Genomic DNA, 22,033 nt, shown 5'->3' on the forward strand with positions numbered 1-22,033 from the left:
GAGGCCGGTGGGCCCGGCGTCGTGTCGGGCCCACCGGTCGTTTTTACGGGACGCCTCCGGTGGGGTTCAGTGGCAGAGGGCGGTGTCCACGGTGTGTTCGAGGCTTTTCCGGGCGGTCTCGTCGGTGAGTTGCATGGTGACCGTGACGTTGGTGGCGCGGCCGTCGTCGGTGGCGCCGCCTCGGGTCTCGTAGCCCGGGAAGCTGCCGCCGTGGCCCCAGGAGAGACCGCCGCACGGCAGCGGCCTGCTGACTAGTCCAAGTCCGTAGCGGGCTCCGGGGCCGAAGGTCGCTTCGGCTGGGACGGTGGAGCGCATCTGGGCGAGCTGGGCCGAGGGCAGGAGATGGCCCGCCAGGAGTGCGGTGAAGAAGCGGGTGAGGTCGGAGTTGGTGGAGATCAACTGGCCTGCGGCCCAGCCCCAGGAGGGGTCGATCTCCGTGATGTCGCGCAGCGGTCCGTTCGCCGGGTTGCGGAGGTATCCGTGGGGGTGCGGCCCTCGGATTGTCATCTCTCCGGGCGTCGGGAAGTAGGTGTGGTGCAGTCCGATGCGGTTGATGATGCGCCGGTCGATCTCCTCGGCCAGGGGGCGGCCGGTGACCTTCTGGACGATCAGGCCGGCGAGCACGTAGTTGGTGTTGCTGTACTTCCAGCTCTTCCCGGGGGCGAAGTCGGCCGGGTGTTGGAGGGCTGTGTCGAGCAGTTCGCGGGGGGCGTAGTACCGCACGTCGTCCCCTAGGTAGTTGCTGTAGTTGGGGAGTCCGCTCGTGTGTTGGAGGAGCTGGCGGACCTTGATGTGGCGTCCGTCGATCCCGTCTCCGCGGATGAGGTTGGGCAGGTAGGTGTCCACCATCGTCTCGAGGCCGATCTTTCCTTCGGCGACCAGCTGCAGGACCACCACCGCGACGAAGGTCTTGGTGTTGCTGCCGATCCTTACCTGGCCGTCCCTGGGCACCTTCGAGCCTGTGGCCAGGTCGCCGACTCCTGCCGTGTAGGTGCGGGTGCGGCCGTCATGGTTCTGGACGCTCGCCAGCGCGGCGGGGATGCCGTCGTCGCGCACCAGCACGTTCAGGGCCCGCTGGACGGCGTCCGGCCTGGCAGCGGCGGAGGGCGGGGCTACGGCGCCCAGTGTCATGACGCCGATGGCCACCGCGGCTGCGGCGGGCAGGGTTCGTCGCCGCGTGCCCTGCCACCGGCCTGTCTGATCACGCATGAGTCAACTCCTGAGGAATCGGGTCGACAGGTGCCTGGTTCATCCGCACAGAGCCCTGTCCACGGCGTCCTTCACGTGCTGTGCGGCCGCATCGTCCGTGGGGATGCTCGTGACCGCTACGTTGGCTGCGCGACCGTCGTCGGTTGCGCCGCCCCGGGTCTCGTAGCCCGCGATGTCGCCGCCGTGGCCCCAGTAGACGCCGCCGCACGACAGCGGCCTGCTCGTGAGTCCCAGCCCGTACTTGAGTCCTGAGGTCCCGACAGGAACCGTCGTGCGCATCTCGGCGAGCTGGGCCGCCGGGAGGAGGCGACCGGTGAGGAGGGCGGTGAAGAAGCGGTTGAGGTCGGAGTTGGTGGAGATCAACTGGCCTGCGGCCCAGCCGAAGGAGGGGTCCATCTCCGTGAAGTCGCGCAGCGGTCCGTCCGCCGGGTTGCGGTGGTAGCCCCGGGGGTGCGGCTCCCGGATGGTCATCTCTCCGGGGGCGGGGAAGTAGGTGTGGCGCAGCCCTATGCGCTTGATGATGCGCCGGTCGATCTCCTCGGCCAGGGGGCGGCCAGTGACCTTCTGGACGATCAGGCCGGCCAGGACGTAGTTGGTGTTGCTGTATCCCCATGTCTTCCCCGGAGCCGCGTCGGCCGGGTGCTGGAGGGCGATGTCGAGCAGGTCGCGGGGTTCGACGTACCGGTTCCTGATCTCGTCGTCGTCGACGTGGACGCCGTAGTCGGGGAGTCCGCTGGTGTGCTGGAGGAGCTGGCGGACCTTGATGTGGCGTCCGTCGATCCCCTCCCCGCGGACGAGCCCGGGCAGGTAGTCGTCCACCATGGTGTCGAGGCCGATCTTCCCTTCGGCTACCAGCTGCAGGACCACCACCGCGACGAAGGTCTTGGTGTTGCTGCCGATCCTTACCTGGCCGTCCCTCGGCACCTTCGAGCCTGTGGCCAGGTCGCCGACTCCTGCCGTGTACGTGCGGTTGCGGCCGTCACGGTCCTGGACGCTCGCCAGCGCGGCGGGCATCCCGTCGTCGCGCACCAGCACGTTCAGGGACCGCTGGACGGCGTCCGGCCTGGCAGCGGCGGGGGCGGCTGAATCGGAGGCGTTGGCGCTGGGCAGGGCGAGGACGCCCGTCGTCATGACGCCGACGACCAGCGCGGCCGCGGCCGACACTGCTCGTCGCCGCCCGGCGCCCTGCTGCTGCCGGGTCGAGGTCGGGGAAGGAAGGTCCTGCCGGGTCTCAGCTCGCATGAGTCAACTCCTGGGGAATCGTTCGGTCGGAGCACGAATCCTGGTTTCCGGGGCCCTCTGACCGCATCGCGGGAAGGCGGGAGAAATCGCTCCCCCGATCGGGGGAGGCTGCCGGTGGGCTGCCCGGCGATACTGGCGACCATGATCAGGGGAATTCGGCCGCTGCTGCGCGGCTCCACGTATTCGGGTGTGCTGTTCGCCTATTGCGGCGCTCTGGCGAGCCTTCCGCTGCTGCCTTTCGCCCTGTTGCCGGCGCTGTCGTGGCGATCCGCTCCCGAGAGCGTGCAGCTCGTCCTGGTCCTGCTGGTCTGGGCGGTACTGGTCGGCGTGGCCGGACTGGCGCGCCCTGTACGGCGGGCGCTGGTCGTGTCCGCCCGCCGGCTGCTGCGGGTGCCGCTGCCGAATCCGGCGGCCGGTCGCCGGACTTCAGGTTCCCCCGGCCCCAACCGCTGGCGGACGCCGCTCTGGCTGGTGCTGCACGTGGCCGTCGGGTGGGCGGGGGCGCTGGCGAGCGGGGTGCTGTTCATCATGGGCCTCTCCCTGCCGGGGAACTGGCTCGGCGGCGAGGCGCGGGCGAGTCTGTTCGGCACGTCGGTCCGGGTGTCGGGCGGGTGGAGCAGCTGGGTGGTGGCGGCCGTGTGCATCCTGCTGGCGGCGGCCGTCTGCGTAATGGTGACGAAGACCCTGCGGTGGTCGGCGCCACGGCTGTTGGGACCGTCGGCAGCCGAACGGCTCGCGCTGGCTGCCGAACGGGAACTGCTGCTGGCCGAACGCAACCGAATCGCCCACGAGTTGCACGATTCGATCGGGCACACATTGACGGCGGCCACCATCCAGGCGGCGGTGGCCGGCGAGGTGCTCTCCGCCGACCCGGCGGCGGCGCGGGCCGCCATGCGCAGCATCGAGGAGTCGACACGGGCCGCGCTGGAGGACCTGGACTACGTGCTCGGAGTGCTGCGCGAGGAACAGTCGGGGACGGCGCCGACCCGGACCCTGGCCGACCTCCCCGAGCTGGTCGACCGCCTGCGGCACGCGGGGGCGGTGGTGGAACCGGAGTTGTCGGGCGCTCTGGCGCAGGTGCAGGGGACGCTCTCCCGGGCGGCGTACCGGATTCTCCAGGAGGGGCTGACGAACGCGCTGCGCCACGGGGCGGGCGGCCCGATCGAGGTCCGGGTGGCGGCCGGGCCGGACGGACTGGATCTCACGGTGGTCAACCGGACCGGGGTACGGACGGGCCCTGGCCCGGATACCTTCCCGACCTCCGGCCACGGTCTGCCCGGACTGGCCGAGCGCGTCAAGCTGCTGCACGGTGAGTTCGAGTCCGGCCCGGACGGGACGCAGCACTGGCGGCTGGCCTGCCGGCTGCCGGCACAGGTGTCGGCGTGAGCGGAGCCGACGCGGGAGACGGCGACGGGGACTGCGACGGTACGGCCCTACTTTCCGTCACCGGGCCTTCCGTCACCGGCCCTTCCCTAACCAGCCCTTCCTCCATCAGCCCCTGCGTCACCCTCCTGATCGCGGACGACGACGAGGTCACCCGCAGCGGCCTGCGCCTGCTGCTCGCCGCGCAGCCGGGGATCACGGTGGTCGGCGAGGCCGCAGACGGGGTCGAGGCGGTCGAACGGGCGAGGATCCTGCGCCCGGACGTGGTCCTGATGGACGTCCGGATGCCGCGTCTCAACGGGATCGATGCCACCCGCCGGCTCCTTGCCGAAGCGGCCGAAGCAGCCGAACCGCCGAAGGTCGTGGTGATCACCACCTTCGAGAACGACGGCTACGTCACCGCCGCCCTCAGTGCGGGCGCCAGCGGCTTCGTCCTCAAGCGCCTCCCGGTCCGCCAGATCGCCGAGGCGGTCCGGGTGGTGGCGGCGGGCGAAGCGGTGCTCTTCCCGGCCGCACTGGGCCGCATGGTGGCCGCCCGCCCGCTGGGCTCCGCAGAGGCCCTGCCGCGGGCCGCCCTCACCGGCCGGGAGGAGGAGGTGCTGCGCCTGATGGCCACCGGGCTCTCCAATCCGGAGATCGCGGAGTCCCTCACGGTGAGCCTGGAGACGGTCAAGACGCACGTCGGGAATGTGCTGACCAAGCTCGGCGCGCAGAACCGGACCCATGCGGTGGTGATCGCCTACGAGTCCGGCCTGGTGGTCCCGGGCTTCGCCGGCTGACCGACTCAGTACGGGCCGCGACGTAGCTCCGCCCTGTTGCGTGTCACACCCTCAAGCTTCGTGCGCACCCTCCACGCACCGACCCCACCCGCCGCGCCGAGGCCGCCTCCCGGAAGGCCCCGTCCCCGCCCGCCGCACCGGGACCCCGTCGTCTCACCACCCAGGGGTGCTGCTCGTCAGCTTGCGTGGCGGGTGGCCGTCGGTGTGTCGGTGTGGGGGGTGGCGTGGGTCGGGGATGTGGGCGTGGAGGATCTCGGACTGTAGGTGCTGGAGTTCCGCGGAGGGCTCCAGGCCCAGTTCGCTCTTGAGGATGCGGTACAGGCTCTGGTAGGCCTGCAGGGCCTCGCCGCGGCGGCCGGCCCGGTGCAGGGCGGAGATGAGCTGGCCGTGGAACCACTCGTGCAGTGGGTGGTCGTTGACGAGGGCGCGCAGTTCGGGAAGGAACTCGCGGGAGCGGCCGAGACGCAGCTCGGTCACGACCCGCAACTCCAGTGCGTGAATGCGGAGTTCTTCGAGGTGCGCGACGCGCCCGGTCAGCACCGCGTTGACCGGGAGGTTGCACAGCACGGGGCCGCGCCACAGCCGTTGGACGTCGGCGAGGAGCTCCGCCGCGCGTTCGGGCCTCCCGTCCGTGAGAGCCAACTGGGCCTTGCGCACCAGCTGTTCAAAGACCAGGGCGTCGACCTGGCCTTCATCGATGTCGAGCAGGTAGCCGGGCGACCGGGTCGCCAGCAGCTCACCGGCGGAGGGGAGCAGATCCTTGAGCAGTCGGCGGGCGTGGTAGACGTGCGTCTGCAGGGTCCTCACCGCGCCCGCCGGCGCCCGGTCCCCCCAGAGCTCCCTGACCAGGGTGTCGGTGGCCACGGCCGCGCCGGGCTGGAGGGCCAGTACGGCGAGCATCTGACAGATCTTCGGCGCTCCGGGCTCATGGGACCGGTCGTCATCGGTCACGATCTCGAAGGGGCCGATGAGATTGAACTGCACGGTGCACGCTCCCGTTTCCGGCATGTGGCCGCCTGTATCGGTCTGCTGCTGCGGTGTCACTGCCGACACTAAGGACCACTCGGGCCAGCGGTCCTCACGAATTCAAAGAGAGTGTCAAATTACCGGACGGTAGTCCTGTCACTCCACGTCACCACCGTACGCACGCGAGGCGGCGGCGACCTGATGGGCGACGGAGGCGAGCGTGATGTGCCGGTGCCAGCCGGGGAAGGACCGGCCCGCGAAGTCGGTGACCCCGACCTGGACGGAGACGTCCGCGAAGTCGCGCGTGACGACGGCCGGGAGGCGCATGAGGCGCAGCAGCGTCGACGACTCCGCCGGGTCGGCGTTCGTCAGCCACAGCCCGCTCCCGACCGGCCCGTTGCGCCACTCCCCCACCAGCAGCAACCCCTTGCCGCGCGCTCGGGGCTGGGCGACGGGTATGGCCACCACCGTCGTCGGCCCGCCTGCCGCGTCGACCCGCCGCCGCAGCCGGGGCAGCGCGGCGGCCAGCTCCGCCGCGGTCCTGTCCCGATCGCCGAACCGGGGCAACTTCGCCCGGTTGAGGTGCAGGGGGGTGCCCACGTCGATCCGTACGAGGAAGGTGCCGTCCCCGTGGGCGAGTCGGGCGGCGAGCGCGGCCCCGTCGATGCCTTCGGCGTCCACGACGGCCGGGCCGTCCGGCATACCGGCGAACCTCCGCAGACCGGTGACGGCCTCGCCCAGGAACTCCTCCAGCGTTCCGGAGGCAGCGCCGGGGGGTATGCCGGCCCGCTGCCGTAGCGGTTCCTCCAGCCAGCGCCCGGACAGCCGCAGCCGCCAGTCGATCGGGACGGCGTACCGGCTCCCGGCCAGCCACACGCCGACCGCCTGCTGCCCGTAGAGTCCCGGCCCCTGCGGGTCCGCGCCGATCGAGTGGGGCCCTGCCTTGGGGATCACCGTCGGCCTGATCACCCACGCCTCGGGGGCGAGCGTGCGGTGCACGTGCTCGGCCAGGGCGTGGCGGACGGGCATCCAGTCCCAGGGGGAGGCGCTGATGAAGTGGTGCACGCTCTGCTGCGCGGCGTCCCCGCCGAACTGCCGGGCGATGTTACGCAGCGTCTTGCGGCCCGGCTGCGCGAGCAGACCACGCACGTACCACCCGGCCTTGCGCCGCTGTTCGGCCCTGGGCAGTGCGCCGAACAACATCTCGCCCAGGCCCGCGTCGAGAGCGGGAACGGTCAGGACGTCGTCTCGCGGGCGGGCATGAGGCGGAGCGTGGCGATTCAAGGTTCCCCCATGGTGTGTGACAGTCCGGAATCCGAACCCCGGGGCCCCGGCCGAGGCGAGCCAAAAACAGGACGCTGGTCCGCTTTTGACGAACCGGGGCCGATGCGACGGGATGAGAGTCCTCACGCGGGAACACTCGTCAAGCCGACCTGACCTGCATGTTCTTGGCGTACGACGGGCAGGGCCCAGGGGTGGGCGCCGGTCCGGCTCCCGAGACCGGGAGCCGAGACGGTCGGAAACAGTACAGGGTGCAGGTTACGTCGACGAGGGAGCGCTCAGCCGGGGACCCGCTCGGTCGCGCGGGCGGCGGCGAGCAGGCGCTCGGCACGGTAGGTGGAGGTCTCCAGCTTCGCCAGGACGCCGGCGGACGCCACATTGGGCAGGACCATCGCGTACAGAGCGGAGATCTCCTTCGGAAGATCGCCGTCCGGGAGCGCCTCGGTGACCAGTTGGACGCCCGTCCACGCGCCGACGAAGAGCCGGGCGACCTCGCCCGGGTCGACATGGGGCAGCAGTTCCCCGCACTCCCGCGCCTCGACGAGCAGTCCGGTGCTCAGCGTGATCCAGTCGGGCCAGCGGGTTCCGAAGAGGCTGCGGGCCTTGGGGTCGACCGCGAGCCGTACCGAGGCGCTGAGCAGGGGTTCCTTGGGCAGACGGTGGGCCAGCAGCAGGCCCAGGTCCACCCATTCCTGCAGCTTGAACTGTTGCGGGGCGACGCCCTCGGTCGTCACCGCCTCGTCCAGGACGGCCCGGGCCAGCTGCTCCTTGGAGGTGAAGTGGAAGTACAGCCCGCCCCGGGTGAGTTGGACACGCTCGATGAGCCCGCCGATGGTCGTGGCGTCGTATCCGAGTTCGTTGAACATCTCCGCGGCGGTCTCGAGGATCGCCCTGCGGGTGCGGATCGCCCGCTCCTGCCTTGCCACGCACTGACTCCTTTGACAGTCTCTTTGCCTGTGCTTGAACTCACATTGACCGAAGCCCGCAAAACCGAACGGCGGGCCGGTACTTTACAGCTGCAGCACACGACAGCGTTCTTCGGACAGACCCAAGGGGGGGGCCTTGCCCGCAGTTTCTGTTGCCCATGTACCAGTCCTGGGCCGCTACACCCATCTCACAGTCCCTGAATCGATACTGGTGACCGATTGGAGACGCACCGGGGATCACTCCCTGGTCCTGGACGTCCGCTGGCCGGCCGTCACCGGAACACGCCCGTACGATCCGCGCGTTCTCGCCCAGACCATCAGGCAGAGCGGGCTCGTCACCGCCCATGCCGAGTACGGCGTGCCACTCGACCATCAGACCGTTCTACGCTTCCTCGACATCACCGTGGCCAACCCCTTCCCCTTGGCGGGCGGAGAGCCGGTCCACCTGAACGTCGACGTCGAGGTCTCCCCCGCCGGAGAAGCCGGGCGGGCCAGGCGGCACCTGCGGATGCGCTTCCACCTTCGTCACAAGGGCGCCATGGTAGCCCGGGCCGACTCGGAGTTCGGCTGGATACCTCCCCAGGTCTACCGCCGCCTCAGAGGGGACCGGATGCCGGGGGACTGGGGGCTCTGGGACCTTCCCGAGGCCGTGGATCCCGCGCGGGTGGGGCGGGTGCGCACCACCGAGGTGCTCCTCTCCCCCACCGGCGAAGCCCACCGCTGGCACCTGCGCAACGACGTGACCGACACGATCCTGTTCGACCACCCCGTGGACCACGTGCCCGGCCTCGTCCTTCTCGAAGCGGCCGATCAGGCCGCCTTCGCGGCTCTGGGCCCCCGCGCGTTACGAACCGACGACATCGCCACACGCTTCTTCCGGTACGTGGACTTCGTCCGGCCCTGCCTGCTGGAGGCCAGGACGCTGCCCGGCGAGCCGGGCCGCTTCGCCCTCGCGGTCGAGGGGACGCAGGGCGCGGAGCTCGCCTTCTCCGCCGTCCTCCGCGGCCCCGCCGAGTGACGGACGGCGTCAACGCCGGTCACCAGGACGGCGCTTGGGCGGGTGGGGGCGCATCCCCACCCGCCCACGCGTCCGCGGTCACCTGTTGACGAATCCTCCGTCGACGGGCATCACCGTGCCGGTCAGGAAGGGACAGCGGTCGCTGAGCAGCCACGCGACGGCCTGTGCGATCTCCTCCGGCTCGGCCGTCCGCCCCTGCGGGGTCAGCGAGTTCGCGAGCTCCTCGAGGCCCGGGTTGCGTCCGAACCAGTCGCGGGTGATCTCGCTGCGGGTGGTGCCGGGCGCCACCGCGTTCACCCGGATGCCCTGGTGGGCGTACTCGTCCGCGGCCGCCCGGGTCAGGCCGATCACCGCGTGCTTGGAGGCGACGTACGGGGCTGCCGTGGGGATCGCGACCAGCCCGCCCACGCTGCTGTTGTTCACGATCGCGCCGCCACCGCACTCCAGCATCGCCGCGAGCTCGTGGCGGAGGCAGTTGAACACCCCTCGTACGTTGGTGTCCATGATCGAGTCGTAGACGTCGTCCGACATCAGGTGCAGCGGGGTACGGTCCCCGCCTATGCCCGCGTTGTTGAACGCCCCGTCAAGGCGTCCGTACTCGGCGGTCGTGAAGTCGACCGCCCTCTTGGCGTCTTCGGCGACGGTGACGTCGGCGACGACATACGACGCCCGGGCGCCCTTGGCCCGCAGCTCCTCGGTGAGCGCCGCCAGCCGTTCCTCCCGGCGCGCGGCCAGGACGACCGTCGCGCCCTCCTGGGCACAGGTCTGTGCCGTCGCCGCGCCGATACCGCTGCTCGCCCCCGTGATCAGGACGACCTTCCCCACCAAAAGATCATTCGACATGCCGGAAGTCTCCCAGTCCACAGCGCGCCAGGTCAGGACTTTGCCGTGACAGCCGTCTCGGTGGCGATCGCGTCCAGCAAGGCCGCCTGTCGGAGCACGATCCCGTCGGGCTCCACACCACCGCGCACGACGGCCACGAACGCCGCGACGGCCCGGGCGACCTGGTCCTCGGCGGCCAGCGGTACCTCGGTGACCTCGCCTCCGCGCTCCAGACGCAGCACCGGAACGTGGTCGGCCGGTGGGGTGAAGGCCGGTTCGACGGTCAGTCGGCCCTCGGTCCCCGTGTACGTGTACACGCTGCGGTAGGCGTCATCGAGACCGAAGGCGAGCTGACCACTAACCCCCGAAGGGGTGTGGAGCAGGGCCGTCCCCCCGGTGTCGACATCGCGCTCGGCGTCCCGTACGGCGACGGCGCCGGCGACGCTCAGGTCCTCGCCGAGCGCGAACAGGGCGGCCCGGACCGGGTAGACACCCACGTCCCACAGCGCTCCGCCGCCGAGGTCGGCGCGGTAGCGGATGTCGTCGCCCGGGCGCCGAGGGACCGTGAACGCGGCCTGGAAGAAGCGGAGTTCCCCGATGGCGCCGGACCGGACGAGTTCGCGGGCCCTGGTGTGCTGGGAGTGGTGCGGGAACAGGACGTTCTCGACCAGGGCAAGTCCTTTGGAGCGGGCGAGGTCGAGGAGTTCGGCGGTCTCGTCGGGGGTCGTGGCGAGGGGTTTCTCCGCCAGGACGTGTTTGCCGGCGAGCAGGGAGGCTCGGATCCAGTCGGCGTGGAGGGCGGCGGGCAGCGGAATGTACACCGCTTCGATGTCGTCGTCCTCCAGCGCGGCGGTGTACCCGTGGAGGGCCCGGCAGCCGTAGTCGTCGGCCAGCGCGCGGGCCTTGGCGTGATCGCGGCTGGCCACCGCCGACAGGGCCAGGCCGTCGCAGGCGGCGAACGCCGGCAGCATGCGCCGCCGGGCGAAGTCGGCGCAGCCGAGTACGGCCATCCTGACGGGTGGTGGCGTCACAGTCGCACCGCACCGGTGTTGAGGAGCGAGAGCAGGGTGCGTGCCTGGACGTTCACGTAGTGGCTGTGTCCCCCCAGCCACCGCAGCTGGCCGGGGGTCACCCAGGCGTACCCGGGTGGGGCGTCCAGGGGGGCTTGGCTCTCGTCGGCGTCCACGAAGAGGTAGCGGCTCTCCGCGTTGAGGAAGCGGCCGCCCTCCTCGGAGTGGAGCGCGTCGTACCGCACGCGTGCCGGATCCGCCGACAGGACGAGGTCCAGGAAGGGCGGGCGGTCCTCGCCGGTGCGGTCCGCGTGGTTGGAGGCGGTGTACTGGACAGTGGGGGCCAGCTCGATCCGGTCGAGGAAGCCGCCTTCGAGTTTGGCGTGCACCAGGAGGTGGGGCACGCCCCCGAGGCGCCGGGTCACGAAGGCGGTGGTGCCGGTGCCGCAGGGCTCGAAGAGCGGCTGCGACCAGCCTCGTACCTCCCGGTTGCCGGCTTCGACGGCGACCGCGACCACGCGGAAGTACCGGCCCTTGGCGTGGTCGATGGACCACTCGCCGCGTACCCAGTCCCTGACCTGGTCGAGCGGGATGCGCTCGGCGCGCACGTCGGGCTCGGAGCGCCGGGCCGTGAACCAGGAGTGGAGGGCCGTGTCCGACAGGAGCGCGTCCGGTTCGCCGGTCGAGACGGGGGCACAGGCGAGGACGGTACGGGCGTCCATGTTCACCACGTTGTCACGGCGCAGGAGTTCGCCGATCTGACCGAGCGTCAGCCAGCAGAAGTCCTCGTCGAGCGGGACGTCCTCGTCGGTCTCGACGAGCATGTTCCGGTTGGCCTTGCGGAAGAACCACGCACCGTGCTCGGACTGGAGGACGTCGGCGAGGACCCGTCCGCGGCCGGAGGTCGTGAAGTGGTCGAGGTACTTCACGTCCGCACCGCGGTGCACCTTGGTGTAGTTGCTACGAGTGGCCTGAACGGTCGGGGAGAGCTGGAGCAGGTTGCGATTGCCCGGCTCCATCTTGGCCTGCATGAGGAAGTGCAGGACTCCGTCGAACTCCTTGGCCAGGATTCCCAGGATGCCGACCTCGGGCTGTTTGATGATCGGCTGCTGCCAGTGCCGGTAGGGGCCGGTGTCCGTGTGGACGGAGAGCCCTTCGACGGTGAAGAACCGTCCGCTGTGGTGGCCCAGGTTGCCAGTGCCGGGCTGGAACGACCAGCCGTCCAGGTCCGCGAAGGCGATGCGCTCCACCCGGAAGTGGTGGGCCCTCCGGCGGCTTTCGAGCCAGTCGTCGAAGTCCGCGGTGCGGAGCATGGAGCCTTCGCCGACGGCGGCTGCGGAGCGGGCCAACCTGACTGCTGTTCCCTCGTCATGACGCCGAGTCAGAGGTGACGGGCCGGTCATGCGCGGGCCTCCACGAACTCCTTGACCGTGGCGATCACGTAGTCGAGCATCGGCTCGGAGAGCCCCGGATAGACCCCGATCCAGAAGGTGTTCTCGGTGACGATGTCGGAGTTGACGAGGTCACCGACGACCCGGTGGGGGCGGTCCAGGTAGGCGGGGTGGCGCGTGAGGTTTCCGGCGAAGAGCCGGCGCGTGCCGATCTTGCGTTCTTCGAGGTGGTGGACCAGCTCGGCGCGGCTGAAGGGGGCGTCGGAGTCCACGGTGATCACGAAACCGAACCAGCTGGGGTCGCTGCCCGGGGTGGGTTCGGGCAGCAGCAGGTGGGGGACGCCGTCGAGCCCCTCGCGGAGCTGTCGCCAGTTGCGCTTGCGGGCCTCGATGAACCCGTCGAGCTTGTCCAACTGGGTGAGACCCAGGGCGGCTTGGAGGTCGGTGGCCTTCAGGTTGTAGCCGACGTGGGAGAAGATGTACTTGTGGTCGTAGCCTTCCGGGAGCGTCCCCATCTGGTACTGGAAGCGCTTGAGGCAGGTGTTGTTCTTGCCCGGCTCGCACCAGCAGTCCCGGCCCCAGTCACGCAGTGACTCGACGATCCGGGCGAGTTTCAGGTCGGAGGTCAGGACGCATCCGCCTTCGCCCATGGTGAGGTGGTGGGCGGGATAGAAGCTGACGGTCGTGACGTGGCCGAAGGTGCCGGTGAGTTGCCCCTGGTAGGTGGAGCCCACGCCGTCGCAGTTGTCCTCGATGAAGAACAGATCGTGTTCGGCGGCGAGTTGGGCTATCTCCGCGGCCTCGAAGGGGTTGCCGAGGGCGTGGGCGATCATGATGGCGCGGGTCTTGGGACCGATGGCTGCCGCGACCCGGTCGGCCGTGGTGTTGTAGGTGCCCAGTTCCACGTCGACGAAGACGGGGATGAGGCCGTTCTGCACGATCGGGTTCACGGTCGTCGGGAAGCCCGCCGCGACGGTGATCACCTCGTCGCCCGGCCGCAGCCGGCGGTCCTCGAAGAGGTGGGAGGTGTACGCGGACAGCGCCAGCAGGTTGGCGGAGGAGCCCGAGTTCGTCAGGTGGGCCTTGCGGCGGCGCAGCCGGCGGGCGAAGGCCGACTCGAACCTGCGGGAGCTCGGTCCGGCCGCGATCCGCAGGTCGAGGGCGGCCTCGACGAGTGCCACCCGGTCGTCGGCGTCCAGGACGGCGCCCGACGGCCAGATCTCCGTGACGCCGGGCACGAACCCGTCGGTGTTCTGCTGGTCGAGGTGGTACTTGCGGACCTCGTCCAGGACCAGCGCCTTGTGGTCGGTCATCGGTTGCTCGTCAGCCACGGTCTCGCTCCTTGGACGCTTTCCACCACTGCCCGTTGTCCCGGTACCAGGCGACGGTCTCCGCCAGGCCCGCGTCGAAATCGATCTCCGGTTCGTATCCCAGCTCTTCGCGGATCTTGGTCTCGTCGAGCGCGTACCGCTGGTCGTGGCCCTTGCGGTCCTCGACGTGGCGGATGCTCGACCGGTCCGCCCCGCACAGCTCCAGGAGCCGCTCGGTGACGGCCAGGTTGGTCTGCTCGTTGCCGCCGCCCACGTTGTAGATCTCGCCGGCGCGTCCCTTGGTGAGGACCAGCTGGATGGCCCGCGAGTGGTCGTCGACGTGCAGCCATTCCCGTACGTTGAGCCCGTCGCCGTACAGCGGGACCTGCCCGCCCTCCAGGAGCTGGGTGATGAACAACGGGATGAGCTTCTCGGGGTGCTGGTGGGGGCCGAAGTTGTTGGAGCAGCGTGTGATCGACACCTCGAGGCCGTGCGTGCGCCAGTAGGAGCGGGCGATCAGGTCGGAGGCGGCCTTCGAGGCGGCGTACGGGGAGTTGGGCAGCAGCGGCCACTCCTCCGTCCACGAGCCTTCGGCGATGGAGCCGTACACCTCGTCGGTGGAGACGTGCACGACTCGGCTCACCCGCGAGGCGAGGCAGGCGTCGAGGAGGGTCTGGGTGCCGAGGACGTTCGTGCGGACGAAGGCGTCGGCGAGGGAGAGAGAGCGGTCGACGTGCGACTCGGCGGCGAAGTGGACGACGGCGTCGTGACCGGGCAGCACGTCGAGGAGCAGGGCTCGGTCGCAGACGTCGCCCTCGATCAGGTCGAGGCGGGGGTGTCCCAGCGGGATGTTGTCGCGGTTACCGGCGTAGGTGAGCTTGTCGAGGACGGTGACGCGGGCCTGTTCGTATCCCGGGTAGCCGCCGGCCAGCATGGTCCGGACGTAGTGGGAGCCGATGAAGCCGGCCCCTCCGGTGACGAGCACCTTCACGCGGCCACCTCCACATGAGTGTGGTCTCCGACCACGAGCCGGTGGTGGGCCTCGGCGTGGTCGCTCGGCCCGATGTTGGCGGAGCGGCCGATGAGGGAACCGTGCAGCCCGGGGACCTGGGTGATCGAGGCGCCGGCCATCACGATGGAGTCGGTGAGCTGGGTGGCGCGCAGGACGCAGTCACGGGCGATCGAGGTGTCCGGTCCGATCCGGCAGTCCTCCACCACCGTGCCGGCGCCGATCACGACCGGGCCGACGATCCGCGAGCGCACCACGCGGGCGCCGGGCTCGATGACGACCGGGCCGATGAGCTCGCTGGTCGCGTCGACGTCTCCCTCGACGCGGCTGCTCAGCCCGCCCAGGAGGTGCCGGTTGCACTCCAGGACGTCGTCCGCCTGGCCGGTGTCCTTCCAGTACCCGCTGTACTCGCCTGCCTTCACCGCGTGGCCGTGGGTCACCAGCCACTGGATGGCGTCGGTGATCTCCAACTCGCCCCGGGCGCTGGGCTCGATGGCGAGGACGGCCTCGTGGATGGCGCTGGTGAAGAAGTACACGCCGATCAGGGCGAGGTCGCTGCGCGGCGCGCTCGGCTTCTCCGCGAGCGCGACCACGGCGCCCTCGGCGTCGAGTTCGGCGACACCGAAGGCACGGGGGTCGGGCACCTTGGCGACGACGATCTGGGCTGCCGGACGGCCGGCCCGGAACTCCTCGGCGATGTCGGCGATGCCGTCGGGAAGCATGTTGTCCCCGAGGTACATGACGAAGTCGTCCTCACCGAGGAACGGGCGCGCCAGCTCGACGCAGTGGGCGAGACCGCGCGGCTTGTCCTGGTGGATGGGGGTGATGCGGACGCCGAAGCGGGACCCGTCACCGAGGGCTTCGGTGATCTGCGCGGCCCGGTCGCCGACTATCACCGCGACCTCGGTGACGCCCAGGGCGGCGATGTTCTCCATCGCGTATTCGAGGACCGGCTTGTTGACGATCGGGATGAGCTGTTTCGGCATCGAATAGCTGAACGGGCGCAGGCGGGTACCTGCCCCGCCCGACAGCACCAGAGCCTTCATGGCAGTGCCTTCCTTGAAACAGAGGAATGTGTGTCTCGGCCGGCTCCCTGCCAGGAGGCCAGAAGTCCCATGGCCTCGGCCTCCCGCACGCCGGGGGCCGTCGCGTCCTTGGCGGACATGAGTGGGTGTTCGGTGAAGCCCCAGGGCAGGGCGAGATCGGCGTCCAAGGGGTTGATGTCGATCTGCGTTCCGGGCACGTACACGGTGGACAGGACGTACGAGATACATGCGTCGTCGGTGAGGGTGAGGAACCCGTGGCCGACACCCTCCGGTACGTAGACGGCCCGGCCCGACGCGGCGTCGAGCACATTGGTCTCGTACGCGCCGAAGGTCGGCGAGCCGACTCTCAGATCCACCACGATGTCGCGCAGCGCTCCGCGCACGCAGGTGACGTACTTGGCCTGCCCCGGAGGGATGGCCACGCCGTGGATCCCGCGCAGGGTGTTGCGGCGCGATGTGGAGTAGTTGATCTGGCGGGGGGTGAAGGGGTGCCCGGTCGTGGCTTCGAGGAGGTCGGTGCGCAGTCCTTCGAAGAAGTCGCCGCGTTCGTCGGTGTGCCGTTCGGGGGTGACGACGTAGGCGCCGGGGACCGCGGTTTCGGCGATGTGCACGGGAGTGACTGCCTCTCCTGGTCGCGTCCGGTCAGCGCGGGAGCCGGCCGCGACGGTGCTCGACCGACTTGCGCAGCTCGTCGGCGACGGTGCTCACCTCGGTGTCGTCCAGTCCCTGGTGCAGGGGCAGCAGGAGGGTGGTCTCGGCGGCGTGGTCGGTGCCGGGCAGATGGGTGCCGGGGTCGCCGTAGGCCGGGACCTTGTGCAGCGGGGGGTAGCGGAAGGTGGTGTAGACGCCCTTGTCGAGGAGGTCGGCGGCGACGGCGTCGCGGATCTCGGCGTCCATCTGCACCCAGTGGAAGTAGTACGTCGAGTCGTGTCCTGCCGGCAGCGCGGCCGGAAGGCGGAGGCCCTCGACGTCCTGGAGGAGGCGGTCGTACTGCTCTGCGATGGCACGGCGGCGCGCCACGAACTCGGGGAGTCGGCGGAGCTGGACGCTGCCGATGGCCGCGGTCACGTCGTTTCCGATGACGCGGCGGCCGAACCCCTTGACGTTCAGGTCCCACCAGCGGTGGGACACCTTGGCCGCCGAGAAGCCGCTGGACTGCTCCAGGCCGTGGTAGGCCATGGTCCTTGCGGCGCGGGCGAGTTCGGGGTCACGGACGTACAGCATGCCGCCGTCGCCGGTCACGAGGACCTTCATGGAGTCGAAGCTCCACATCGCCACGTCGCCGAAGGTGCCGCACCGTACGCCGTCGACGGCGGAGGCGACGGCGCAGGCCGCGTCCTCGATGAGCCGGATGCCGCGGGCACGGCACAGTTCGGCGATGGCGACGACATCGCCGGGCCGACCGCCGTAGTGCAGGAGGAGAACGGCCTTGGTACGCGGGGTCAGTGCCCGTTCGACGTGTTCGGCGGTCGGGTTGAGCAGATACGGGTCGACGTCGCAGAAGACGGGACGCGCACCGGTGGCGGCGACGGCGTTGCCGGCGGCGACGAAGCTCGCGGAGGGGAGCACCACGTCGTCGCCGGGGCCGAGACCGAGGAGTTCGGTGCTCAGGAACAGCCCTGCGGTGGCCGAGTTGATGAAGATCATCTGCTCGGGCGCCACCCCCACGTGCGCGGCGAAGGCGGCCTCGAATTCCTTGGTACGGGGGCCGTGTCCGAGCCAGTTGCTCTCGAACACCGCCGCGACCGCGGCGAGCTCTTCGGAGCCGAGGCTCGGCTGGAAGACATTGATCATCGTGATGCTCCGATCGGGAATTGCGCGCTTGCCGCACGGAATGGGCGCCGGCTTCTGGACGGGGGCGACCGCAACTCCGGTCGGACCATCCGCCGATCAGTTCCAGCCGACCTCGAGAGAATCCGCGTCAGCGAACACCTGCATGCGACATGGCATGACGGACGCGTCTCGCGAGGCCACCGCAAGTAGCGTCGGCAAAACTACCGACCCCCGTGCAAACGACCAGTAATGGACCGGTAATCCGGAACCTGGCGGCGGTGTCCCCCCGGGTGGGACCGGGCCTGTCGGCCGGTGGCACCACCGGCGCCTCAGATGTGCGGGGCAAGAGCTCCGGCTGCGAGGGCCTCGTCCGGTGACAGGTGGGAACCCCGGGTGTGGGCGGCGGTGAAGGCTTCGGGGCCGAGGACGCGGGTGGCGGCGACGGTGACACGATCGACGTCGCCGCGCTCGGCGGGCGGGAGGGGGGCCTTCATGGCCGCGCGGGTCGCCGCCGCGGTGCCGAGAAGAAGGGCCGCGTGCTCATGGCTGCCGACGAGAGCCTGGACCCCGGCCAGACCTTCGAGGGCGAGGGCGAGAGCCCGTGGGTCGCCGGTGGCTCGGGCGGCGACGAGGCCCTCGATGTGCAGGGCCCGGGCCGTGGCGGCGTCGCCGCGGAGTTCGGCGATGAAGCCGAGTTCGGCCAGCACCAGGGCCCGGCCGGTCTCGAAGACGACCTGACGGCTCCAGTCGAGAACGCTGCGGAAGTGTGTCTCGGCCTGGTCGAGGTCTCCCGCCCGGCGGGCACCGAGGCCGAGGCCGATCTCGGCATGGGCGACGCCGGGCCGGTCGGAGTGGTCGGCGGAGAGGCGCGCGGCGCGCTCGTGGAGCTCCCGGGCGCCGGCGAAGTCCCCGCGGAGGAGAGCGATCCTGCCGAGACCGGAGAGGCGGTGGGATGCCTCGGTCCACAGGCCGAGCTCCTCCGCGATGCACAGACCCTCCTGATGGAGGCTCAGGGCTCTGTCGTAGGCGCCGTCGGCCTCGGCGAGGGCGGCGAGGGGGTGGACCGTCTGCAGGCGCCCCCAGCGGTCGTCGATCTCCGCGAAGAGGCGGGCGCTCTCCTCGCCCGCGGCACGGAGAGCCGTGAGGTCGCCCCGTACGAGGGCCTGGGTGGCCGCGACGCCGAGGGCCGCGGCGGTGCCCCAGGTGTCGTCGCGGGCGGCGAAGCCCTCCAGGGAGCGGCGGATCAACGTCTCGCTGGAGTCGAGGTCTCCGGTGGAGAGCAGGGCGAAGCCGAGGAGCCATTCGGTGTGGGCCAGGCCATGGGGGTCGTCGAGCCGACTCTTGAGGTCGAGCGCGGCGTCGATGCGGGCCCGCCCGTCGTCCCCGTCACCCTGGAGGAGGGTGACACAGGTCCACCAGGCGGTGGCGTCGGCGCGAAGCCTGGCGAGGGAGCGGGTCGCCTCGGCCGCGGAGGTCTCGGCTGCGGTCGCCTCGGCCTCGGACGTCTCGGCTGCGGTCGCCTCGGCCTCGGCGGTCTCGGTCGCGGAGTTCTCGGTCGCGGCGAGGGCGGTCCGAAGGGAACGTCGCGCTTCCCTCAGCCGGCCACGCAGGATCCAGTACCAGGCGAGCGCGTTGACGAGGCGGAGCGTGGTGGAGGGGTCGTCCGTGTTCTCGACCGCCTTGCGGAAGTTGGCGCTCTCCAGGTCGAGCCGACGCAACCAGTCGCGTTGCCCGTGCCCCCGCAGATGGGGGCGGGCACGTTCGGCCACCGCGGTGTGGTGGAGCAGGTGACGACCGGCGACGGTCTCGTACTCGCCTGCTTCGCGGAGGCGTTCGAGGCTGTACGCGGCCACCGATTCGAGGAGCCGGTAGCGGGGCCCGTACGGACCCTCGGTCACGACGACGAGGGAGCGGTCGACCAGACGGCCGAGAAGGTCGAGGACGTCCTCCTCCTTGACGCCGTCACCGGCGCAGACGGCCTCTGCGGCCTCGAGCGTGCAACTGTCGGCGTGGACGCCGAGGCGGCGCAGGACGATCTGCTCGGAGGCCGTGAGCAGTTCCCAGCTCCAGTCGATCATGGCGCGCAGCGTCTGGTGGCGTACGGGAGCGTCCCGGCGGGTGGCGGAGATGAGGCGGAAGCGATCGTCGAGGCGGTCGAGGAGGCCGGGGGCGCCGAGCACCTTGAGTCGGGTGGCCGCGAGTTCGAGGGCGAGGGGGATCCCGTCGAGGCGTCGGCAGATGAGGGCGACGGCCGTGGCGTTCTCGGCGGTGAGGGCGAAGTCCTGGGCGGCGGCGGTGGCGCAGGCGACGAAGAGCCGGACGGCGCTGGACCGCTCGACGACCTCCGGGTCGGCGGTGGCTCGAAGGCCCCGGTCGGCTCCGGGGGAGCCTGCCCTCGGCCCGGGGTCGGGATGGGGCTTGGTGGCGGGCCAGGGGTCGATCTCCGGGAGGTCCAGCGGGGGGACGGTCCAGACCTGCTCGCCCGCGAGGCCCAGTGGTTCCTGCCCGGTCGCCAGGATGTGCACGGCCGGTGCGGCCCGCAGGAGGTGGGCCGCGAGTCGGGCGACCGGAGCCGTCAAGTGCTCGCAGTTGTCGAGCAGGAGCAGGAGACTTCGGTCGCGGAGGGTGCGGGTGAGGCAGTCGAGCGGTGCGGCGGAGGTGGAGGCGTCGTCGCGGATGCCGAGGGTGGTCGTGATCGCTTCGGCGAGGGCGGTGAGGGCGACGGTGTGGTCGGGGTCCGGCCCCGCGGGCGCGTCGAGCGCGGCGAGTTCGACGAGCCAGGCGCCGTCGGGCCGGGCGCCTGCGTGATCGGTCGCCGCGGCAAGAGCCAGACGGGTCTTGCCGACCCCACCGGGGCCGGTGAGCGTGACCAGACGATGGTTGCCGAGCAGGGAGCCGATGGCGGTCAGAGCCTCGCTCCGGCCGATGAGGTCGGTGTGCTGGGCAGGGAGGTTGCCGCGGCGGGGCGAGCCGGGCGCTCGGTGGGTGGGCGGTGAGGGGGCAGGGGCGGCGGTCCGCGGGACGACGGAGACCGTGGGGGCCGCGAGCTCCGGGTCGTGGCGAAGGATCGCCTGGTGGAGGGCGGTGAGCGCCGGTCCGGGGTCGAGACCCAGATCATCGGCGAGGCGGTTCCGGAGTTCCTCGTAGGAGTCGAGGGCCTCGGTCGGGCGGCCGGCTCCGTAGAGGGCGCGGACGTGGGCGGCGCGGAGGCGTTCCCGCAGCGGGTGGCGGGCGATGCTCTCGGCGAGCTCGGCGGCGACGGCGTCGTGGTCACCGAGAGCGAGGCGGGTCTCTGCGAGGTCCTCGACGGCGGCGAGACGTTCCTCCTCCAGCGCGGCGGCTGCGGCGCTGCAGAACGGGGCGTCGGGGAAGTCCGCGTAGGCGGGACCGCGCCAGAGCGCGAGCGCGTCGGTGAGGAGCGCGGCCCTGGTACGAGGGGTCGGCTCGGTCTTCGCCCGGGCGGCGAGAGCGCGGAAGCGGGCGGCGTCGACGGCGTCGGAAGGCACGTCGAGGACATAGCCGCCGGGGCGCAGGAGGAGGTGGCGGCGGCCTTCCGGCGCGGCCGCGTCCAGGACGTGCCGGAGGCGCGAGATCTTGTTCTGAAGTGCGTTGGCCGGGTTCCGCGGGAGGTCGTTCCCGGTGCCCGTGCTCCACAGGTCGGTGACCAGGCGGTGAGCGGGGACGGGACGGCGGTCGTGGACGAGCAGGACGGCAAGGAGCGCCCGGACTTTCGTTTCCGTTACCGGGACGGGGTCTCCCTCGGCCGTCCGCACGGTCAGTGAGCCGAGCACCCCGAAACGCATGATGATCAGGATAGCCGCTGGGGCGCGGCCTCCGGGCGACAGCGTGGCGACAGCCCGGCGACAGCGGACGACAGCGTGGCGAGAGCGCGGGCGCGCAGGATCGGGGACATCAGCCGGACACAGAGGTCCAGTACGACGAAAGCGGGTCGAATTCATGGCGAAGTACGCAGGTAAGAAGGCCGTGGTCACGGGCGGTACGCACGGCATCGGCCTCGCGGTCGTCAAGGCGCTCCTGGACGGTGGCGCGGAGGTGCTCCTGACCGGGCGCAACGAGAAGAACATCGAGGCGGTGCGGACGGAGCTGGCGGGCCGTCCGGTCCACGTGGTGCGGTCCGACGCGGGCAGCATGGCCGACATCAACGCGCTGGGCGGAGTCGTCGGGGAGAAGCTCGGCCGGATCGACTTCCTCTTCGTGAACGTCGGGTACGCGGAGCTGGGCGCCCTGGAGGAGGTGACGGAGGCCGCCTTCGACAGGTCCTTCGACATCAACACCAAGGGTGCGTTCTTCACGACGCAGCAGCTGGCTCCGCTGGTCAACGACGGCGGTTCGATCGTCTTCACGACGGCTGTCCTGGTCGGCCAGGGCTACCCCGGCACCAGCGTGGCCACCGGCATGAAGGCTGCCGTGGCGGGCTTCGCAAAGGTGTTCGCGGCCGAGCTGCTGCCCCGGAAGATCCGGGTGAACTCGGTCAGCCCCGGCTTCACGCTGACCCCGACGATGGGGTACGCGAACATGACGGAGGAGGAGAAGGCGGCCAACGAGAAGGAAGGCGCGCAGCTCACCCCGCTCGGCCGGCACGCCGAGCCGGAGGAGATCGCGTCGGCCGTCCTGTACCTGGCTTTCGACGCCACCTTCAGCACGGGGACCGTGCTGCACGCGGACGGCGGCATGGGGCAGGGCATCCCGCCGCTGTTCGAGTAGACGTCCGCTCCTGCTTCCGGTTCGGCCCCGGCGCCGCCCGTGCGGCACCGGGGCCGGAATGGGGATCAGGAACGGGTGCGGGAAAGGGAAGAGGCACGGAGTGGGGGCCCACCTGCACCTGTGGGCCACCAACAGGACCGTGC

The 22,033-nt window shown here is 70.8% G+C and carries 18 protein-coding genes; 4 read left to right on the top strand and 14 right to left on the bottom strand.

Features of this window, described 5'->3' with window-relative positions; genetic code table 11:
• Positions 1 to 66: 66 nt before the first annotated feature.
• Both ACFWRO_RS24765 and ACFWRO_RS24770 read right to left on the bottom strand, forming a co-directional pair.
• On the bottom strand, positions 67 to 1,209 hold the full coding sequence (locus ACFWRO_RS24765; protein ID WP_384513342.1) for a serine hydrolase domain-containing protein: 1,143 nt from the start codon (positions 1,207 to 1,209) through the stop codon (positions 67 to 69).
• 39 nt (positions 1,210 to 1,248) lie between these two features.
• Complete coding sequence (locus ACFWRO_RS24770; protein ID WP_384513343.1) at positions 1,249 to 2,451, bottom strand: serine hydrolase domain-containing protein; 1,203 nt, start codon at positions 2,449 to 2,451, stop codon at positions 1,249 to 1,251.
• 141 nt (positions 2,452 to 2,592) lie between these two features.
• Here ACFWRO_RS24770 and ACFWRO_RS24775 point away from each other — a divergent pair, with 141 nt between their 5' ends.
• Both ACFWRO_RS24775 and ACFWRO_RS24780 read left to right on the top strand, forming a co-directional pair.
• Complete coding sequence (locus ACFWRO_RS24775) at positions 2,593 to 3,837, top strand: sensor histidine kinase (RefSeq protein WP_384513345.1); 1,245 nt, start codon at positions 2,593 to 2,595, stop codon at positions 3,835 to 3,837.
• Positions 3,838 to 3,941: 104 nt separating this feature from the next.
• Positions 3,942 to 4,613, top strand: a complete 672-nt coding sequence (locus tag ACFWRO_RS24780; protein WP_384513406.1) for a response regulator — start codon at positions 3,942 to 3,944, stop codon at positions 4,611 to 4,613.
• A gap of 153 nt (positions 4,614 to 4,766) precedes the next feature.
• On the opposite strand, the gene ACFWRO_RS24785 is transcribed toward ACFWRO_RS24780, so the two are convergent.
• The 3 genes from ACFWRO_RS24785 to ACFWRO_RS24795 all read right to left on the bottom strand — a co-directional run bounded on the left by ACFWRO_RS24785 (position 4,767) and on the right by ACFWRO_RS24795 (position 7,786).
• Positions 4,767 to 5,597, bottom strand: coding sequence for a BTAD domain-containing putative transcriptional regulator (locus tag ACFWRO_RS24785; RefSeq protein ID WP_384513347.1), 831 nt, complete (start codon positions 5,595 to 5,597; stop codon positions 4,767 to 4,769).
• A gap of 138 nt (positions 5,598 to 5,735) precedes the next feature.
• Complete coding sequence (locus tag ACFWRO_RS24790; protein WP_384513349.1) at positions 5,736 to 6,863, bottom strand: IS701 family transposase; 1,128 nt, start codon at positions 6,861 to 6,863, stop codon at positions 5,736 to 5,738.
• 275 nt (positions 6,864 to 7,138) lie between these two features.
• Positions 7,139 to 7,786, bottom strand: coding sequence for a ScbR family autoregulator-binding transcription factor (locus ACFWRO_RS24795; RefSeq protein WP_384513350.1), 648 nt, complete (start codon positions 7,784 to 7,786; stop codon positions 7,139 to 7,141).
• A 136-nt stretch (positions 7,787 to 7,922) separates the two neighbouring features.
• On the opposite strand from ACFWRO_RS24795, the gene ACFWRO_RS24800 reads away from it, so the two are divergent.
• On the top strand, positions 7,923 to 8,804 hold the full coding sequence (locus ACFWRO_RS24800) for a ScbA/BarX family gamma-butyrolactone biosynthesis protein (protein ID WP_384513352.1): 882 nt from the start codon (positions 7,923 to 7,925) through the stop codon (positions 8,802 to 8,804).
• 78 nt (positions 8,805 to 8,882) lie between these two features.
• On the opposite strand, the gene ACFWRO_RS24805 is transcribed toward ACFWRO_RS24800, so the two are convergent.
• The 9 genes from ACFWRO_RS24805 to ACFWRO_RS24845 all read right to left on the bottom strand — a co-directional run bounded on the left by ACFWRO_RS24805 (position 8,883) and on the right by ACFWRO_RS24845 (position 20,968).
• On the bottom strand, positions 8,883 to 9,647 hold the full coding sequence (locus ACFWRO_RS24805) for an SDR family NAD(P)-dependent oxidoreductase (protein WP_384513354.1): 765 nt from the start codon (positions 9,645 to 9,647) through the stop codon (positions 8,883 to 8,885).
• Positions 9,648 to 9,679: 32 nt separating this feature from the next.
• Positions 9,680 to 10,636 (bottom strand): Gfo/Idh/MocA family protein, encoded by a 957-nt coding sequence (locus tag ACFWRO_RS24810; protein WP_384513356.1) that lies wholly within the window; start codon positions 10,634 to 10,636, stop codon positions 9,680 to 9,682.
• 17 nt (positions 10,637 to 10,653) lie between these two features.
• Positions 10,654 to 12,039 carry an NDP-hexose 2,3-dehydratase family protein gene (locus tag ACFWRO_RS24815; protein ID WP_384513357.1) on the bottom strand — a complete coding sequence of 462 codons (1,386 nt, stop codon included), beginning with the start codon at positions 12,037 to 12,039 and terminating at the stop codon, positions 10,654 to 10,656.
• Positions 12,036 to 13,340 (bottom strand): lipopolysaccharide biosynthesis protein RfbH, encoded by a 1,305-nt coding sequence (gene rfbH / locus ACFWRO_RS24820; protein ID WP_384513408.1) that lies wholly within the window; start codon positions 13,338 to 13,340, stop codon positions 12,036 to 12,038. The genes ACFWRO_RS24815 and rfbH overlap by 4 nt, the downstream gene beginning before the upstream one ends.
• A gap of 10 nt (positions 13,341 to 13,350) precedes the next feature.
• Positions 13,351 to 14,328 (bottom strand): dTDP-glucose 4,6-dehydratase, encoded by a 978-nt coding sequence (gene rfbB / locus ACFWRO_RS24825; RefSeq protein ID WP_384513359.1) that lies wholly within the window; start codon positions 14,326 to 14,328, stop codon positions 13,351 to 13,353.
• The gene (locus tag ACFWRO_RS24830) at positions 14,325 to 15,392 is read right to left on the bottom strand and encodes a glucose-1-phosphate thymidylyltransferase (RefSeq protein ID WP_384513360.1); all 1,068 of its coding nucleotides are present in this window, start codon (positions 15,390 to 15,392) and stop codon (positions 14,325 to 14,327) included. The genes rfbB and ACFWRO_RS24830 overlap by 4 nt, the downstream gene beginning before the upstream one ends.
• Entirely contained in the window at positions 15,389 to 16,003 is a 615-nt protein-coding gene (locus ACFWRO_RS24835) for a dTDP-4-dehydrorhamnose 3,5-epimerase family protein (RefSeq protein WP_384513361.1), read from the bottom strand. The genes ACFWRO_RS24830 and ACFWRO_RS24835 overlap by 4 nt, the downstream gene beginning before the upstream one ends.
• Before the next feature lie 31 nt (positions 16,004 to 16,034).
• Positions 16,035 to 17,186, bottom strand: a complete 1,152-nt coding sequence (locus ACFWRO_RS24840; protein WP_384513362.1) for a DegT/DnrJ/EryC1/StrS family aminotransferase — start codon at positions 17,184 to 17,186, stop codon at positions 16,035 to 16,037.
• Between the two features lie 308 nt (positions 17,187 to 17,494).
• Entirely contained in the window at positions 17,495 to 20,968 is a 3,474-nt protein-coding gene (locus ACFWRO_RS24845; RefSeq protein WP_384513364.1) for a BTAD domain-containing putative transcriptional regulator, read from the bottom strand.
• Positions 20,969 to 21,122: 154 nt separating this feature from the next.
• Between ACFWRO_RS24845 and ACFWRO_RS24850 the strand changes: the two genes are divergently transcribed.
• Positions 21,123 to 21,890, top strand: coding sequence for an SDR family oxidoreductase (locus ACFWRO_RS24850; protein WP_384513365.1), 768 nt, complete (start codon positions 21,123 to 21,125; stop codon positions 21,888 to 21,890).
• Positions 21,891 to 22,033 lie beyond the last annotated feature (143 nt).

This window comes from Streptomyces sp. NPDC058579 (assembly GCF_042718575.1).
Classification (GTDB): Bacteria; Actinomycetota; Actinomycetes; order Streptomycetales; family Streptomycetaceae; genus Streptomyces.

Coding starts and splice junctions, on each gene's coding strand:
- ACFWRO_RS24765 (WP_384513342.1), bottom strand. CDS start 1,209: ATGCGTGATCAGACAGGCCGGTGGCAGGGCACGCGGCGACGAACCCTG.
- ACFWRO_RS24770 (WP_384513343.1), bottom strand. CDS start 2,451: ATGCGAGCTGAGACCCGGCAGGACCTTCCTTCCCCGACCTCGACCCGG.
- ACFWRO_RS24775 (WP_384513345.1), top strand. CDS start 2,593: ATGATCAGGGGAATTCGGCCGCTGCTGCGCGGCTCCACGTATTCGGGT.
- ACFWRO_RS24805 (WP_384513354.1), bottom strand. CDS start 9,647: ATGTCGAATGATCTTTTGGTGGGGAAGGTCGTCCTGATCACGGGGGCG.
- ACFWRO_RS24810 (WP_384513356.1), bottom strand. CDS start 10,636: ATGGCCGTACTCGGCTGCGCCGACTTCGCCCGGCGGCGCATGCTGCCG.
- ACFWRO_RS24815 (WP_384513357.1), bottom strand. CDS start 12,039: ATGACCGGCCCGTCACCTCTGACTCGGCGTCATGACGAGGGAACAGCA.
- rfbH (WP_384513408.1), bottom strand. CDS start 13,340: ATGACCGACCACAAGGCGCTGGTCCTGGACGAGGTCCGCAAGTACCAC.
- ACFWRO_RS24830 (WP_384513360.1), bottom strand. CDS start 15,392: ATGAAGGCTCTGGTGCTGTCGGGCGGGGCAGGTACCCGCCTGCGCCCG.
- ACFWRO_RS24840 (WP_384513362.1), bottom strand. CDS start 17,186: ATGATCAATGTCTTCCAGCCGAGCCTCGGCTCCGAAGAGCTCGCCGCG.
- ACFWRO_RS24845 (WP_384513364.1), bottom strand. CDS start 20,968: ATGCGTTTCGGGGTGCTCGGCTCACTGACCGTGCGGACGGCCGAGGGA.
- ACFWRO_RS24850 (WP_384513365.1), top strand. CDS start 21,123: ATGGCGAAGTACGCAGGTAAGAAGGCCGTGGTCACGGGCGGTACGCAC.